The following is a 15,424-nucleotide window of genomic DNA, read 5'->3' on the forward strand; positions in this document are numbered from 1 at the left end:
CGCCCGCGGAATCTCACCGCTGTCCGCGCCGGCGACCGTCGGGCCACCGAGGCCGTGCGGACAGACGCGGCGCGGAAGTAGGGCGTACGGGACGTGAACCCGTGACCGGCGGATCATCAGCGCGGCGCCCACTCCTCACCGGCCCGAACGGAGACACCCTGCCGCAACGCACAGGGAACCTAAAGATTCACGCCGTAGCTCGAACAAACCAGCCTTCGACACTCGACTTGCGACTCGTCTCGGTACGGCTCGGACAACCTCGGCCGGGTGCAGTCGAGCGGTTTTCGGAGAGACTTGTATCGTGTGAATTAGACCCGCGAACCCGTGCGCTCGGACAGGGCCACTGTCGCACGAGCGCGAACGAGCGCGTTCGAGAGCACGAACCACAGACCCGCAGCCACGACGGTAGCTACAGCCGCAATTAAAGCGGCCACCCCGACCCAGGACCATGCACCATTTACGACGGCGCGATCAGCGGCTGCGGTCGCAAGCGCGTCTGCGCTCGCGTCCGTCGCGTCCTCAAGGCGCTCGGTTGCGTCCTCGAATTCCTCGACTACAGGGCTATACTCGGCCGCTGAGGCTGCGACTGCGGTGTCCAGTTCCGCCTTCAAGCCCGCGTCATAGCCGACAGTGGCCGGCCAAGCAGGGGCCGGAATGGACCCATTCTTTACTCCGCGAGCGACCGACACGTCATAGATCTGTGCGGCGTTCTGCTGGTCGTACTGCAGTTCTTCCCAGGCGACGTCTTTCCGGTACTGCGCCCCCTTTGCATCGCGCTTTGCCTCCGTCAGGTGCGAGGCAGCGGAAGCGGCAGATGCCGCCGACGCGTCTGCCCGGTACGAATGCTGCACGGCGCCAAAGATGCCGCTGCCGACTAGTACGAGACTGCCGGCGATCACGACGAAGAAGACCAGTCGGCCCACTTGGGCTGCCACCTCTGCGCGACGCAAGAAGTGGCGGACAGGGTCGGGAACAGTTGCGGTGGAAGCAGTCGGCACGCGGTGATCCTATCCAGACTCTGGAGAGGGCGGCGGCGGCCCGGTTCGCTGCCCCGCCCCTGGGCCGCTATGGCACGCGTGCCGGAGCAAACCAAGGCTGCTCACGGAGGACGCGGCCGCCTTGGCGCTCCTGCTCGGCCACGCTCGCGTTCTTCGAAAACTGCCGGATGAGCAAGGCGAATACATGGCCACCCGCCCACACGCCGCCGAGCCGACCGCGTCGCTGTGGCCGGGGCGAAACTACGGCGGGTGCGGCGACTTCCGCGGCGGGCTCAATTGGTCCAAGCGCATGCACTACAACTCGTTCTACCTGCGCCGGTTCCGTGACGCCGCCAAGGCCATCGGCCAGCTGGACCTGCGCTTCCATGACCTTCGCCACACCGCAGCGTCCTTGTTCGCCGCGTCTGGGATGCCGCTGGCGCGGGTCGCCCGAATCCTCGGCCACGCCGACACCGCGACCACCTAACAAGGTGTCCCTGCACTTCTCCCTCGATGACCACGCCGCCGACATGGATCGCCTCGACTCGTACCTCTCACCCGACCGTGGCCGCAAAGCCGCCGAGGCGCCGTTGACTCTAAGGGCGATGCTCTAACCGACTAGGTGTTGCTATTGTGCGTCGCCTTCAATCTGCCGTCCCACGGCATTCGGATGAACCTCGAAGCCGAATGCCTTATTGTGTTCGCCCATCAATCCGTGGCGACCGAGGACCGCGATCGCTTCCCACCAACGGTGCAGACTGTCGGCGATGGCGGTATTGGTGCCGCGAGTCAGCCGGTTGAAAGCCGCCATATCGCCAGCGAAGCCAGCATCTCTCAGCGCCTGTAGCTCTGGCGACGCGTCAATCGCGCAGTTCTCTACGAGAGTCCACTGTGCTGAGGGGCTGTCCCAAGACTGGGGTTCGTCCGCGAGCAAGTCCAGGTTGTAGAAGCGCCCCGACCGTCCGTAAGCATCGAGTGCATCGAGCAGGATCGGCCATACGGGATCGGTTTCGACCTTAGCAAACCAGCCTTGGGCATAGCTCGATTTGTCGCCGATACCGGCCCGCAGCTTCTCTCGAAGGAGCCCGTCGAGCTTTACAACGCCGTGACCGAACTCCCGTTTCATGACCGTCTGCGTTGGCCAGGCGCCGCTCTCGTCCAAAGCCACCAGCCCCACTGCCACCTTCAACAGCTTCTCAACACCGATCGACAGCATCGTCAAGATCGGGTCGCGGGTGGTGTCAGCGAACGCGGCCGAACGAACGGTCCGTTCGCCATAGGCCAGCAGGTGCTTCGCCGAGTCCATTTCCTCGATCAGGGCTATCGCCTGTCGTTGGTTCAGCCCCTCGAAGTTCCCCATTGCCAGAGTTTGGCAGCCGCCATGTCGAGCTCGCTACCCATCGAGGGGATCGGGTCAGCCGAGGGTTTCTGGAGGGGTTCCGCTTCTGGAGCTTCCGACCCGAGACCCCTACTCCTCAGTGTTCACTTGGTAGGGCGTACGGGACTTGAACCCGTGACCGACGGATTATGAGTCCGCTGCTCTGACCGGCTGAGCTAACGCCCCGCGGACCCCGCCGGCGGGAGAGCCGTCAGGCTCGGCCAGCCGTGGCGGAGGCTGCGTCGATGGTCGGATCGGCCACCGGCTCCCCACGATACAGGCTCTCGAATGTGCTGATCGTGCGGGTGATGTCGTGGGCGGCGACGATGCGCAGGGAGGCGCGCTTCATCTCCTCGAGGTGCTCGGGGGTGCTGGTCAGGACGTCGGTCAGGCGGTCGGCGAGGGCCTGCGCGTTGCCGGGCTCGAAGAGATGGCCGTTCTCGCCGTCGTGCACGAGGTGCGGGAGGGCCATCGCGTCCGCGGCGACGACGGGGAGGGCCGAGGCCATCGCCTCCATCGTCGCGATGCTCTGCAGTTCGGCGATCGAGGGCATCGCGAAGACGGTGGCGCGCGAGTACGCCTGCTTGAGCTCGGCGTCCGAGACGTAGCCGGTGAAGCGGACGCGCTCGCCCAGCTGGAGGCTCGCGGCCAGCTGCTGGAGGTTGCGCATCTGGTCGCCGCCGCCGACGATCTCGAGCTGCGCGTCGAGGGACGGATCGAGCAGGGCGACGGCGCGCAGGAGGACGTCGATGTGCTTCTCGCCGGTCACGCGTCCGACGAAGAGGATGCGGTTCTCGCCGCGCGGAGTGAAGTCGGGGGTGTAGTTGTCGGCGTCGATGCCGCAGGAGATGGCGTGCACGCCGCGGAGGCCGGTGTACTGCTCGAGGAACTGGGCGGCCCTGCGGGTCGGCGTGGTCACGGCCTCCGCGCGGCCGAAGGTGCGGCGGGCGGCGCGCCACGCCATCTGCACGGCCTTCGCCTGGACGGCCTTGGGCAGCAGCGTGAACTCGAGCATGTTCTCGGGCATGAAGTGGTTGGTGCCGATGATGCGGATGCCGCGCTTGGCCGCCTCGATGCCCAGTCCGCGACCGACGATGATGTGCGACTGGAAGTGGACGACGTCGGGCTTCACCTCGTCGAGGATCCGCGCGCTGTTCTGCTTGATGCGCCACGGCATCGCGAAGCGCAACCAGTCGTGCGGGAACCAGCGCCAGCTGTGGAGGCGGTGCACGATCATCCGCTGACCTTCGTGGGTCTCGAACCGCGTGCCGCTCCAGCCGTCGGCCGACGGGGCGACGACGTGCACCTCGTGGCCGCGGGCGACGAGGCCGGCGGCGAGGCGCTCGGCGAACTTCGCGGCGCCGTTGACGTTCGGGGCGAACGTGTCGCAGCCGATCACGACCTTCAGCGGTCGGGGGCCCGAGTCCGAGGAGGTCGCCTCCGTGACGTGCGGGACGGAGTCGTCGGGAGCGTCCGATGACTCGCTCGGCACGGGTGACTCCGGTCCTGAGGCGGCGCGGGGGTCTGACACGGGGTGGTTCCTCACGGTGTGGTCCGCTCGTGGCGGGGTGTCGATCGGCGAGTGGTCGGTCGGCTTCGGCTCACCTCGGCGCGGTCCCAGTGTAGACAGCGGGCCTCGGGGATCCGCGGATTGGCGGGCCGCGTCGCCCGGGTCAGCGGGCCTGCGGGTGGTGCTTCGCGAGCAGCAGGACGCCCCAGATCGCGACCGCTCCGGCGATCACGAAGAGCGGGATCGCCCAGGGGGCCGCGTACTGCGCCTCGCCGAGCACGATGATGCCGATGGCCACGGCGACCAGCGGATCGATGACGGTGAGACCGGCGACGACGAGGTCGGGAGGGCCCGACGAGTAGGCGTTCTGCACGAAGTAGCCGCCGAGAGCGCTGGCGGCGAGGAGCGCGACGATGCAGACGACGGTGAGCGGGTCGAACTCGCCGAACTTGATCCGGTTGAGGACGACCTTCGCGAGTGTCGCGACGAAGCCGTAGACCACTCCGGCGCCCAGGATGTAGAAGATGGCGCGCGCCTTCCGCCGGAACACCCGGAACGCGACGACGAACACCACGAGCACGACCCCCAGGATCACGAGGATCGTGATCAGCTGGGGCGTGCGGATCGACTTGTCGACCGCGTTGAAGGCCGCGACGAGGACGAACGTGCCCACGCCGCCGACGCACAGCACGATCGCCCGGATCGAGGCCTTGTTGAGACGGACCCGGCTCACCCGCGCGTTCATGACGGCCGTGATGACCAGGGCGACCGCGCCGAGCGGCTGCACCACGATGAGCGGCGAGAAGCCGAGGCTCGTGAGCTGGAACACGACGGCGAGGCCGAGCATGAGCGTCCCGACGACCCACGAGGGCCGCGAGAGCAGGGCGAAGAGCTGACCGCCGTTCAATCCGGAGGAGCCGGAGCGGCCCGAGAACCGCTCCACCTTCGCGACTCCGCGGTGCTGGAACTGCGCCCCCAGAGAGAGGAAGACCGCGCCGACGAGCGCGATCGGGATGCCGATGAACTGCACCGGGTCGAGCGTGAACTGCTCGGTCAACTCGGTCAGATCTGCGGACATGCGCTCGACCCTACCGACATATCCTCCGCGGGCCGTCCGGCGCACGGGTGACGCGGGAAGCCCAGCGGATGACCCCCGAGGACGGGGCTGGAGGACCCCCGCGATACCCTGGGCTCCATGGCCGTCCTCCCCATCCTCATCGCCGGCGACCCCGTGCTGCACTCCCCCGCCGCCCCCGTCACCGTGTTCGACGACTCCCTCCGCACGCTCGTCGCCGACATGTTCGAGACGATGGAGGCGGCTCCCGGCGTCGGCCTCGCGGGCCCGCAGGTCGGAGTCGCACTGCGCCTCTTCGTCTACGACTACGCCGCCGACGACGGCACCCCCCGCCGCGGCGTGGTGATCAATCCGGAGCTCTTCGTCTCGCCCGTGCCCCTCGGCGAGGCCGACGAGGACACGGAGTCGGAGGGATGCCTCTCGTTCCCCGGCGAGCGCTTCCCGTTGCGCCGCTCCGAGAAGGCGATCCTGCGCGCCGTCGACCTCGAGGGCGCGCCCTTCGAGATCGAGGCGGAGGGCTGGTTCGCGCGGGTGTTCCAGCACGAGTTCGACCACCTCGACGGCATCCTCTACACGGACCGCCTCGAGCACGAGTACCGGAAGCCGGTCGCGAAGATCACCCGCAAGCGCGGCTGGGGCGTTCCCGGCACGTCGTGGATGCCGGGAGTCGACAACCTCGAGGACTGACCTCCGCTCAGCCCAGGTCGACCCCGTGCACGCCGTTGTGGTGGCGCAGCGCGGGGAACGAGGCGGTGACGGAGCGGCCCACGCCCGGCGTCCGCTTCTCGGTCACGTCGCCGCCGAAGAGGGCGGCGCGCTCGCGCAGCTCCAGGAGGGCGGGGCTGTCGATCCGCTCGGTCAGCGCGTGCAGATCCGCCTCGACGGCGCTCGCATCCGCCTGCGCGGCTCCATGCCGCTCGCGGTCGTCGTCGATCTCGACCCGGAGGCCGGTCGACGTCCAGCGCGAGCTGATCCGGACCTCGGTGCCGGTGCCACCGGTCGCCGACGCCTGGTCGAAGGCGTACTCGAGGACGCGCAGGACGGCCACCTCGGCTCCGTCCTGCAGCGGGAACGGCTCGCCGAAGGTCTCCTCGTGGACGGCGAGGCCGCGGTCGCGGGCGAGGGCTGTCAGGGTCTCGGCGCCGTCGGTGGCGGGCAGCTCCCGCGGGTCGACGGCGGCGACGACCGCGATGCGCCGCAGCTGCGCGAGCGAGGACTCGGCGGCGCGCACCGCTCTCACCGCGGAGCGCTCGGCGGCGGCCGGGTCGCGCTCGATCGTCAGCCGCACGCTCTCGGCCTCCTCGACGACGAGCGAGGCGCTGCGGACGGCGAGCTGCTCGAGTTCGCCCACGATGCGCAGGCGCGCCTCCTGCTCGCCGACGGCCAGCTCGAGGCGCGCGACGCGCTCCGTCTCGCGGGAGTGCCGCTCGCGCAGCTCCTTCTCGGCGGTGGCGGAGCGGCGCCACAGGACGATCGCGCCGACGGCGACGATCAGTGCCAGGACGAGGACGACTTCGAGCACGACGGCCTCCGGTGCGGTGACGGGGATCGGCGCGAGGGCACGCCGGAGAGCGATGGTACCCGCGTGCGGCGGCCGCTCGCTGAGCCCGCGACGGGGCTTGCGCTCAGCGGTCGGCGGCGCGGACCGAACGGGTGACGGTGAACTTGCGATCGCGGGCGACGACGGACGTCGCTCCGATCGACCGGCGCAGCTCGGCCGGGTGGGCGAGGTGGGAGTTGAACACGGTCCAGAGCTCGCCGCCCGGGCGCAGGAGGCGGCCGGCCGCGCGGATCATGCGCCGCGCGACGAGGTCGGTGACGGCTCCGTCCGAGTGGAACGGCGGGTTGCAGACGACGACGTCGACCGATCCGCCGTCGAGCGTCGAGGCGTTGTCATCGCGGAGGACGCGGTAGCGCAGGCCGTTGGCCTCGGCGGTGGCTCGGGCCGACTCGGTCGCGGCGCGCGAGGTGTCGGTGGCGACGACCTCGAGGTCGGGGCGGGAGCGGGCCAGCACGGCGGCGAGGATCCCGGTGCCGCAGCCGAGATCGACGGCGGTGCCCGCGGGCAGCGCCCGGACGTCGAGAGCGGCCAGCAGCGCCCGGGTGCCGATGTCGAGGCGGGCGCCGGCGAAGGCTCCGGGGACGGCGACCACGTCGAGGTCGAGATCGTCGAGACGGCGGCGCTCCGGGCCGGGGGCGGGGGCCTGGTCGGCACGGGCGGCGGTCGCGAGCAGGGCCCGCGACTTCTGCCGCGCCGGGCTGACGTCGACGCGCTCGTAGCGGGCGAGCAGCACGTCGTTCATGCCGTGGCTCATGTGCTTGATGCGGCCCGCGGCGATCAGCGGGGCAGCGGGGGCGGCTCGGGCAGTGCCGGCGGCGATCGCGGCGAGGGCGTCGAGAGAGCGGGGCAGCCGGAGGAGCACTGCGTCGCTCCCGCCGACGGCGGCCTCGACGCTCTCGGCGACGGTCACGGCGGCGAGCTCGATGCCCGCTGCGCGCACCGCCTCGGCGTTCGCGGCGAGGGCCCGCTCGGCGGTGATCGAGTCCTGGACGACGCTCACCGCGACGCCCTCGGCGGCGAGGGCGAGCGCGAGTGCTCCGTAGGCGTCTCCGACGACCGCGATGCGGCCGCGCTGCTCGAGCAGGTCGAGGAGGAGCCGGTCGGACGCGTCGACCGCCACGAGGGACGGGGCCTCGACGTCGGGGCGTCGACGGAGGAGGCCGAGGACGTCCTCGCGCATCGCGCCTCCGTTCCGCGGATGGCGCGGGACCGTGGAGCCGCGACCCTCACCAGGGCAAAGAAAAAGGGCCCGAGAGTGGAGTCCCAGGCCCTTCGCTCCCCGACTTGGACTCGAACCAAGAACCTACCGGTTAACAGCCGATTGCTCTGCCAATTGAGCTATCGAGGATCATCCGACCACCCGGAGGCGATCAGCGCAGGACTACTTTAGCAAACTCTGCGGGAAGACCAAATCGGGCGGCGGGGTCCGTCAGTAGCCCGCGTCCGGGTCGACGACGCCGACCAGGTCCTCCCCCGCGGCGAAGGCAGCGGTGTTGATCCGGACGCGCTCGGCGAGCAGCGGCGCGGTCATCTCCGGGGTGTCGGCGGAGTGAGGAGTGATGAGGCACCGGGGCTCGCTCCAGAGGGGATGCCCGTCGGGCAACGGCTCCGGGTCGGTGACGTCGAGCGCGGCTCCCGCGAGCCGGCCCTCGGCCAGCGCGGCGACGAGCGCGTCCGTGTCGACGAGGGTCCCCCGCGCGATGTTCACGAGGACCGCGTGCGGCGCGAGACGCGAGAGCAGCTCCGCGTCGACGAGGTGCCGCGTCCCACCCGTCGCGGCGGCGGCGAGGATCAGCACGTCGGCGTCGGCGACGACCTCGGCGAGCCCGTCGCCCGTCACAGTGCGCTCGGCGCCCGGCACCGGGTCGGCGCGGCGCCGCACCACCGTGACGTGCGCGTCGAAGACCGAGAGGAGCCGCAGGAGCTCCTGCGCGATGCCTCCGGCGCCGACGACGACGACGCGGGCGCGGTGCAGGGTCGCGGCGTGCTTCGCACCCCACGAGGTCGCCCGCGCGCGCTCGGGGAGGGACCGCAGCAGCGCCAGGGTGAGGGCGAGCGCATGCTCGGCCACCGGCTCGGAGTAGGCGCCCTTCGCACTCGTCCAGGTCAGACCCGGTCGAGTGGCGCTGCGCAGGGTGGACGCGAACGCGTCGACTCCGGCCCAGGGCAGCTGGACCCAGCGGATCGACGGGTGCTGCTCGAGGACGTCCTCGAGCTCGTCCACGCGGCCGTACGAGAGCCAGAGCAGGGCGTCGGGCTTGCCGTCGAGTCCGACGACCCGGCCGCCGCCGTCCTCGATCGCCCGGGTGAACACGTCCTTCGTGCGCGGCAGCACCGCCACGCGCGGCGTCGTCACAGCGCCTCCTCGGCCGGAGCGACGCGCTGGGCGCGCGAGGCGTCGAACCGCTCGTACTCCGCGAACGCGGCGCCGAGCTCCTGCACGTACGGGTGGCGCGACTCGACCAGCACGTCCAGGAGCGGGCCGTAGGCGACCACCTCCCCGCCCACGAGCACGGCGATGCGGTCGGTCGCGCGGCTGAGCACGTCGATGTCGTGGCTGACGACGACCGCGGCGAACCCCTCCCTCCGGCGCAGGTCGGCCAGCAGATCGACGATCGACTCGCGGACGGTGGCGTCGATGCCCGAGGTGGGCTCGTCGGCGACGAGGACCTTCGGGCCGAGCACGAGCGCCCGGGCGATGGCGACGCGCTGCCGCTGGCCGCTCGAGAGCTCGTACGGGAAGCGGTCGAGCAGGAAGAGCGGCAGGTGCACCGAGTCGAGCAGGGTCGCGACGCGCACGGCGGCGCTCTTCGGGTCGTAGTGGCGATCGCGGAGGAAGATCGGCTCGGCGATGAGCTCCGAGACGGTCAGCTCGGGCCGGAGGGTGGCTCCCGCGTCCTGCGCCAGGTAGGCCACGTCGAACGTGAAGCGCTTGATCTCGCGGGCGGGCAGGTGGCGGAGCCGGTGGCCCGCGACGGTCGCGTCGCCTCCGACGATCACCGGACGGGCCCGGTCGCCGTCACCGCCCAGCCCGTCGCCGCCCAGGACCCGGGCGAGCGTCGACTTGCCCGAGCCGCTGCCGCCGAGGATCCCGAGCACCTCCCCCGGCTCGACGCGGAGACTGATGCCGCGCAGGGCCGTCCAGCGGCGGCTGATGCCGCGCGGCGGGTACTCGACGCTCAGATCGTCGACGACGATCGGCGCGGACTCCGTGCTCACGCGTCGCGCTCCGCGCGGGTGATGCGGCGCAGGAGCTCGCGGCGCTCGGCCTGCTCAGCCGGGTCCGGGACGGGCAGGGACGCGAGCAGGCGCTGCGTGTAGGGGTGCTTCGGCGTCGCGAGGACCTCCTCGCCCGTGCCCTCCTCGACCAGCTCGCCGCGGTAGAGCACCGCGATCCGGTCGGCCAGGAGGTCGACGACGGCGAGGTCGTGACTGATGAACAGCGAGGCGAAGCCGAACTCGCGCTGCAGCTCCGAGAACAGCTCGAGCACGCGGGCCTGCACAGAGACGTCGAGCGCCGAGGTGGGCTCGTCGGCGATCAGCAGCTTGGGCTGGAGCGCGAGCGCGCGCGCGAGGCTCGCGCGCTGACGCTGCCCGCCCGAGAGCTCGTGCGGGTAGCGGTCGCCGTAGGACTTCGGCAGCTGCACCGCCTCGAGGAGCTCGTCGACGCGCGATCTCGCGGAGCCCGCATCCGGGAACCGCCCGTGCACGATCAGCGGCTCGGCGACGCACTCGGCGATGGTGAGCAGCGGGTTGAAGCTCGACGCCGGGTCCTGGAAGACGAAACCGATGTCGCCGCGCACCGGGCGGAACGACCGCTCGCGGATGCCGCGCATCTCCTTCCCCAGCACGCGGAGGGATCCGCCGGTGACGGTCGTCAGGCCCGCGATCGCGCGCCCGATCGTCGTCTTGCCCGATCCGCTCTCGCCCACGAGGCCCAGGACCTCGCCGGCGCGGATGCGGAACGAGACTCCGTCGACCGCGACGAAGCCGGAGCGGCCGAGCCGGCCCGGGTACTGGATCCGGAGCCCGTCGGCCTCGACCAGGGTCTCGGCCTCGGGCAGGCTCGCCCGCTCGATGGCGCGGTCCCTCGCCCGCTCGACGCCCTGGCCGACGTGCGGCACGGCGGCGAGCAGCTTTTTCGTGTACTCGGCCTTCGGCGAGGCGAAGAGCTCGGCGACGGGCGCCTCCTCGACCAGCTCGCCCTGGTACATGACCGCGACGCGGTCGGCGAGGTCGGCGACCACGCCCATGTTGTGGGTGATCAGCACGATCGAGGTCCCGAAGTCGTCGCGGCACCGGCGGAGGAGATCGAGGATCTCGGCCTGCACCGTGACGTCGAGCGCCGTGGTCGGCTCGTCGGCGACGATGAGCCCCGGATCGAGCACGAGCGCCATCGCGATCACGACGCGCTGCTTCTGCCCGCCCGAGAACTGGTGCGGGTAGTAGTCGACCCGCTTCTCCGGCTCGGGGATGCCGACCGTGCGCAGGACGTCGATCGCGCGGGCGCGCGCCTCCTTCTTCGAGACGCTGCCGTGGGCGCGCAGCCCCTCGGCGATCTGCCAGCCGACCGTGAAGACGGGGTTGAGCGCGGTCGAGGGCTCCTGGAAGACCATCGCCACGTCGGTGCCGCGGATCTCGCGCAGTCGCGCCTTCGGCACGGACACGACATCGGTGGAGGAGCTGCCGTCCTTCTTCGAGAGCAGCACGACCCCCGACGCGGTCGCGGTCTCGGGCAGGAGGCCCAGGATCGTCTTGGCCGTCACGGTCTTGCCGCTGCCGGACTCGCCGACGATGGCGAGCACCTCGCCGCGCTCGACCCGCAGGCTCACTCCGGCGACGGCGCGCACGGCGCCCCGGTCGCTGGCGAAGGCCACCTCGAGATCGGTGATGTCGACGATCGGCCTCTGGTCGCTCATCGCGTCCCCTCCACTCCGGCGACGGGGTCGTGCCCCGGCGTCTCCAGGCCGTCCGCGGCGAGCACGCCGCCCGGGACGACGGACGTCGCGGCGACGTCGCCGGCTCCGGCGGCCACCGCGCGCCGACCGCGCAGGCGCGGGTCGGCGAGGTCGTTCAGGCTCTCGCCGACGAGCGTGATGCCCAGCACGACGAGGACGATGGCGAGGCCCGGGAAGACCGAGGTCCACCAGATGCCGCTCGTCACGTCCGAGAGCGCCTTGTTGAGGTCGTAGCCCCACTCGGCCGCCGAGGTCGGCTCGATGCCGAAGCCGAGGAAGCCCAGCCCGGCGAGGGTCAGGATCGCCTCGGACGAGTTGAGCGTGAAGATCAGCGGCAGGGTGCGGGTGGCGTTGCGCAGGACGTGACGGAACATGATCCGGCTCGTCGAGGCTCCGACGACCTTCGCGGACTCGACGTAGGCGTCGCCCTTGATCCGCACCGTCTCGGCACGGATCACCCGGAAGTACTGCGGGATGTAGACGACCGTGATCGAGACGGCGGCGGCGAAGATGCCCGCCCAGAGGTTCGACTGCCCGCCCGAGATCACGATCGACATCACGATGGCGAGCAGCAGGGTCGGGAAGGCGTAGATCGCATCGCAGATCACGACCAGCACGCGGTCGAGCCAGCCGCCGAGGTACCCCGAGACCAGCCCGAGGAACACTCCGACGAAGATCGACAGCACGACCGCGACGACGATCACGAGGAACGCGGTCTGCGCGCCCCAGAGCACGCGGCTCAGGACGTCGTAGCCGCCGACGGTGGTGCCGAGCAGGTGCTCGGCGCTCGGCGGCTGCTGCGCGCCGAACGCCCCGCTGTCCGAGCGCAGCTGCGAGTAGCCGTAGGGCGCGATCAGCGGAGCGAAGAGGGCGACCAGGAGGAACGCGCCGGTGATGACGAGGCCTGTGACGAGCATCCCGCGCTGCAGCCCCACGCTCTGGCGGAGCTGGTGCACGACGGGGAGCCGGTCGACGAGGCGGCGCCGCGGACGCGCGGCGGAGGCGGTGGTGGTGCTCATGCTCAGTACCTCACTCGCGGGTCGATGAGCGCCGCGATGACGTCGACGATGAAGTTGGTGAGCGCCACGATGACCGCCAGCAGGGCGACGATGCCCTGCACGGCCACGAAGTCGCGCGCCTGGAGGTACTCGGCCAGCTGGAAGCCGAGTCCCTTCCACTCGAACGTGGTCTCGGTCAGGACCGCGCCGCCGAGCAGCAGGGCGATCTGCAGTCCGATCACGGTGATGATCGGGATGAGCGCGGGCCGGTAGGCGTGCGTGCGGACCAGGCGGAACTCGCCGACACCGCGCGAGCGCGCCGCGTCGACGTAGTCGGTGCCGAGGGTGCCGATGACGTTGGTGCGGACGAGGCGGAGGAAGATGCCGGCGGTCAGCAGGCCCAGCGCGACGGCGGGCAGCACCGCGTGCGAGAGCACGTCGGACACCGCGGCCGGGTCACCGGTCTGGAACGCGTCGATCAGGTAGATACCGGTCTTGTTCTCCAGGAACTGCAGCGACAGCTCCGTGCTGGTCGAGGCGCGCCCGGCGACCGGGAACCACTTCAGCCAGACCGCGAAGACGAGCTTGAGCAGCAGGCCGGCGAAGAACACCGGAGTCGCGTAGCAGAGGATCGCGAAGATGCGCAGCACCGCGTCGGGCGTGCGGTCGCGGTGGTAGGCGGCCAGCATGCCGAGCGGGATGCCGACGAGGAACGCGACGAGGAGCGCGTAGAACGCCAGCTCGACGGTCGCCGCTCCGTAGGTCAGCAGCACTTCGGTGACCGGCCGGTTGTCGCTCAGCGTGGTGCCGAAGTCGCCGGTGAGCAGCTGGCCGAGGTACTCGACGTACTGCAAGATCAGCGGCCGGTCGTAGCCCGCGGCCGCGACGCGCTCGGCGAGCTGGTCGGCGGTCAGGCGTCCGCCGAGGGCGGCCGTGATCGGGTCGCCCGTGGTGCGCATGAGCAGGAACACCAGCGTCACGAGGATGAAGACGGTGGGGATGATGAGCAGGAAGCGGACGAGCAGGTAGCGCCCGAGTCCGCCTCCGGAGCCGCGCGATCGCCGGGTGGGCGTCGTCGCCGCAGCCGTCGTGGCTGTCGTCACGTGATGCCTTTCGTGGAGAAAGGCCGGCGCCTCCCGATCGGGGAGGCGCCGGCCTCGGAGGGGTGGATCAGCCCTTGCTGAGCGCCGCGTAGCGGAACTTGAACGAGGCGTCGAGGGTGTCCTCTGCTCCGCTCACGTCGCTCCCGACGACCGCGACCTGCGAGCCCTGGAGGTACGGGACGGTCGACAGCTGCGCCGCGACCTTGTCCTGGATCTCCTCGATGACCGCGGTGCGGGCGTCGGGATCGGTCGTCGAGACCTGCTCCGCGATCAGGCCCTGGACCTCGGCGTCGTCGTAGTGGTTCGCGAGGAAGTTCTCCTTGATGAAGAACGGCGAGAGGTAGTTGTCGGCGTCCGAGTAGTCCGGGAACCAGCCCAGCTGGTACGCCGGGTAGACGTCCGAGCTGCGGTCCTTCGAGTACTGCACCCACTCCGTGGTCTGCAGGTCGACGGTGAACAGGCCCGAGGACTCGAGCTGGTCCTTGATCAGCGCGTACTCGTCGCCCGAGGACGGGCCGTAGTGGTCGTTCGAGTACTGGAGGCTGAGGTTCACCGGCTCGGTGACGCCGGCGGCCTCGAGGGTCGCCTTCGCCTTGTCGGCGTCCGGTCCGCCCTCGCCGTCACCGTAGAGCGACTTCAGGGGCTCGGTCGCTCCGGTCAGCCCCTCGGGGACGAACGAGTAGAGCGGGGTGTAGGTGCCCTTGTAGACCTGGTCGGCGATCTCCTCGCGGTCGATCAGGTCGGCCACGGCCTGGCGCACGGCGAGCGACTTGGCCGGGTCGGCCTCGGCGGTCGTCGCGCCGAAGGGCTGGGTGTCGAAGTTGAAGACGATGTAGCGGATCTCGCCGCCGGGGCCGTCGACGACCTTGACCGCGTCGTTGCCGCGGAGGTCCTCGACGTCGGTGGCCGAGAGGCTCCGGAACGCCACGTCGATGTTGCCCTCCTGGATGTCGAGCTTGAGGTTCGACGAGTCGGCGTAGTACTTGACGTTGACGGTGCCGGTCTCGGCCGCGCCGAGCACGCCCTCGTAGCCCTCGTAGGCCTTGTACTGGATGAGGTTGTTCACGTCGTAGTTCGCGATCGTGTACTGACCGGCGAAGGCGTCGCCCGAGACGATCTCGTCGTCCGGAGTGAGCGCGTCGGCCGAGAAGACGTCCTCGTCGACGATCGGGCCGGCGGGGCTCGAGAGGATCTGCGGGAACGTCTGGTCGTTCTCGGACTTGAGCGTGAAGACGACGGTGGTGTCGTCCGGAGCCGCGACGCTGTCGAGGTTCGCGAGGAGCGACGACGGGCCGTTCGCGTCCGCGATCGCCAGCTGGCGGTCGAACGAGAACTTGACGTCCGAGGAGGTCAGGTCGTTGCCGTTCGCCCACTTCAGACCCTCCTTGAGGGTCACGGTGTACTCGGTGGGCGCCGAGAACTCGGCGGACTCGGCGATGTCGGGCTCGACGTCCGGGCTGCCGTAGGGCGTGTTCATGAGGAACGGGTAGACCTGGTTCATCACGGCGAAGGAGCCGTTGTCGTACGAGCCGGCCGGGTCGAGCGTCGTGATCTTGTCGGTCGTGCCGATCGTCAGGGCGCCTCCTGCGGCGCTGTCGCCCGCGGAGTCGGAGCCGCCGGCGGAGCAGCCCGCGAGCACGATCGCGACCGCGGCGAAACCTGCGGCGGCGGAGAGCGCGCGAGCGCCCCGGGTGGATGCGGATGTCATCGTCCGTCTACCTCTTCCTGGTAAGGATCTGTTGCGGATGCGCTCGTGGCGCGCGCGGTCGTGCGGCGGACCCGTTCTCCGGGGCGCGCACCAGCGCACCCGTGCCGGGCGTCCGCAGTGCTGTTGTTCAGTGGTAACACATGTGGAAGCGCTCTC

At 70.5% G+C, this 15,424-nt stretch carries 14 protein-coding genes and 2 tRNA genes; 2 read left to right on the top strand and 14 right to left on the bottom strand.

Features of this window, described 5'->3' with window-relative positions; genetic code table 11:
- Positions 1 to 308: 308 nt before the first annotated feature.
- A complete protein-coding gene (locus LRG51_RS03630) occupies positions 309 to 998 on the bottom strand; it encodes a hypothetical protein (protein ID WP_157603169.1) in 690 nt (229 codons plus the stop codon).
- 121 nt (positions 999 to 1,119) lie between these two features.
- Between LRG51_RS03630 and LRG51_RS03635 the strand changes: the two genes are divergently transcribed.
- A complete protein-coding gene (locus LRG51_RS03635) occupies positions 1,120 to 1,464 on the top strand; it encodes a tyrosine-type recombinase/integrase (protein WP_230671235.1) in 345 nt (114 codons plus the stop codon).
- Between the two features lie 141 nt (positions 1,465 to 1,605).
- On the opposite strand, the gene LRG51_RS03640 is transcribed toward LRG51_RS03635, so the two are convergent.
- From LRG51_RS03640 to LRG51_RS03655, 4 genes are all read right to left on the bottom strand, one after another.
- Positions 1,606 to 2,337 carry a hypothetical protein gene (locus LRG51_RS03640; protein ID WP_055792815.1) on the bottom strand — a complete coding sequence of 244 codons (732 nt, stop codon included), beginning with the start codon at positions 2,335 to 2,337 and terminating at the stop codon, positions 1,606 to 1,608.
- A gap of 127 nt (positions 2,338 to 2,464) precedes the next feature.
- Positions 2,465 to 2,541, bottom strand: a tRNA-Ile gene (locus tag LRG51_RS03645).
- Between the two features lie 25 nt (positions 2,542 to 2,566).
- Positions 2,567 to 3,847, bottom strand: a complete 1,281-nt coding sequence (locus tag LRG51_RS03650) for a glycosyltransferase (protein ID WP_442966645.1) — start codon at positions 3,845 to 3,847, stop codon at positions 2,567 to 2,569.
- Between the two features lie 181 nt (positions 3,848 to 4,028).
- On the bottom strand, positions 4,029 to 4,943 hold the full coding sequence (locus tag LRG51_RS03655) for a DMT family transporter (RefSeq protein WP_055792818.1): 915 nt from the start codon (positions 4,941 to 4,943) through the stop codon (positions 4,029 to 4,031).
- A gap of 117 nt (positions 4,944 to 5,060) precedes the next feature.
- Between LRG51_RS03655 and def the strand changes: the two genes are divergently transcribed.
- On the top strand, positions 5,061 to 5,627 hold the full coding sequence (gene def / locus LRG51_RS03660; RefSeq protein ID WP_230671237.1) for a peptide deformylase: 567 nt from the start codon (positions 5,061 to 5,063) through the stop codon (positions 5,625 to 5,627).
- A gap of 7 nt (positions 5,628 to 5,634) precedes the next feature.
- On the opposite strand, the gene LRG51_RS03665 is transcribed toward def, so the two are convergent.
- The 9 genes from LRG51_RS03665 to LRG51_RS03705 all read right to left on the bottom strand — a co-directional run bounded on the left by LRG51_RS03665 (position 5,635) and on the right by LRG51_RS03705 (position 15,268).
- A complete protein-coding gene (locus LRG51_RS03665; RefSeq protein WP_055792824.1) occupies positions 5,635 to 6,462 on the bottom strand; it encodes a hypothetical protein in 828 nt (275 codons plus the stop codon).
- Positions 6,463 to 6,565: 103 nt separating this feature from the next.
- A complete protein-coding gene (locus LRG51_RS03670) occupies positions 6,566 to 7,681 on the bottom strand; it encodes a class I SAM-dependent methyltransferase (RefSeq protein WP_055792826.1) in 1,116 nt (371 codons plus the stop codon).
- Between the two features lie 95 nt (positions 7,682 to 7,776).
- Positions 7,777 to 7,849 (bottom strand) — tRNA-Asn (locus LRG51_RS03675).
- A gap of 81 nt (positions 7,850 to 7,930) precedes the next feature.
- Entirely contained in the window at positions 7,931 to 8,857 is a 927-nt protein-coding gene (locus LRG51_RS03680) for a D-isomer specific 2-hydroxyacid dehydrogenase family protein (protein WP_230671239.1), read from the bottom strand.
- The gene (locus tag LRG51_RS03685; protein WP_230671241.1) at positions 8,854 to 9,720 is read right to left on the bottom strand and encodes an ATP-binding cassette domain-containing protein; all 867 of its coding nucleotides are present in this window, start codon (positions 9,718 to 9,720) and stop codon (positions 8,854 to 8,856) included. The genes LRG51_RS03680 and LRG51_RS03685 overlap by 4 nt, the downstream gene beginning before the upstream one ends.
- Positions 9,717 to 11,420 carry an ABC transporter ATP-binding protein gene (locus tag LRG51_RS03690; RefSeq protein ID WP_230671242.1) on the bottom strand — a complete coding sequence of 568 codons (1,704 nt, stop codon included), beginning with the start codon at positions 11,418 to 11,420 and terminating at the stop codon, positions 9,717 to 9,719. Before LRG51_RS03690 ends, LRG51_RS03685 begins: the two co-directional genes overlap by 4 nt.
- Positions 11,417 to 12,478 carry an ABC transporter permease gene (locus tag LRG51_RS03695; protein WP_055792832.1) on the bottom strand — a complete coding sequence of 354 codons (1,062 nt, stop codon included), beginning with the start codon at positions 12,476 to 12,478 and terminating at the stop codon, positions 11,417 to 11,419. Before LRG51_RS03695 ends, LRG51_RS03690 begins: the two co-directional genes overlap by 4 nt.
- Before the next feature lie 2 nt (positions 12,479 to 12,480).
- Positions 12,481 to 13,560, bottom strand: a complete 1,080-nt coding sequence (locus LRG51_RS03700) for an ABC transporter permease (protein WP_230671244.1) — start codon at positions 13,558 to 13,560, stop codon at positions 12,481 to 12,483.
- A gap of 67 nt (positions 13,561 to 13,627) precedes the next feature.
- Positions 13,628 to 15,268: an ABC transporter substrate-binding protein gene (locus tag LRG51_RS03705; RefSeq protein ID WP_055792838.1), complete on the bottom strand. Its 1,641-nt coding sequence runs from the start codon at positions 15,266 to 15,268 to the stop codon at positions 13,628 to 13,630.
- Positions 15,269 to 15,424: the final 156 nt, after the last annotated feature.

The sequence above is a fragment of the Rathayibacter sp. Leaf248 genome (genome assembly GCF_920939495.1).
Lineage (GTDB): Bacteria > Actinomycetota > Actinomycetes > Actinomycetales > Microbacteriaceae > Rathayibacter > Rathayibacter caricis.

What these genes read in the sequence shown, in the direction of transcription:
- LRG51_RS03640 (WP_055792815.1), bottom strand. Translation starts at nt 2,337, where the DNA reads ATGGGGAACTTCGAGGGGCTGAACCAACGACAGGCGATAGCCCTGATC.
- LRG51_RS03655 (WP_055792818.1), bottom strand. Translation starts at nt 4,943, where the DNA reads ATGTCCGCAGATCTGACCGAGTTGACCGAGCAGTTCACGCTCGACCCG.
- def (WP_230671237.1), top strand. Translation starts at nt 5,061, where the DNA reads ATGGCCGTCCTCCCCATCCTCATCGCCGGCGACCCCGTGCTGCACTCC.
- LRG51_RS03670 (WP_055792826.1), bottom strand. Translation starts at nt 7,681, where the DNA reads ATGCGCGAGGACGTCCTCGGCCTCCTCCGTCGACGCCCCGACGTCGAG.
- LRG51_RS03690 (WP_230671242.1), bottom strand. Translation starts at nt 11,420, where the DNA reads ATGAGCGACCAGAGGCCGATCGTCGACATCACCGATCTCGAGGTGGCC.
- LRG51_RS03695 (WP_055792832.1), bottom strand. Translation starts at nt 12,478, where the DNA reads ATGAGCACCACCACCGCCTCCGCCGCGCGTCCGCGGCGCCGCCTCGTC.
- LRG51_RS03705 (WP_055792838.1), bottom strand. Translation starts at nt 15,268, where the DNA reads ATGACATCCGCATCCACCCGGGGCGCTCGCGCGCTCTCCGCCGCCGCA.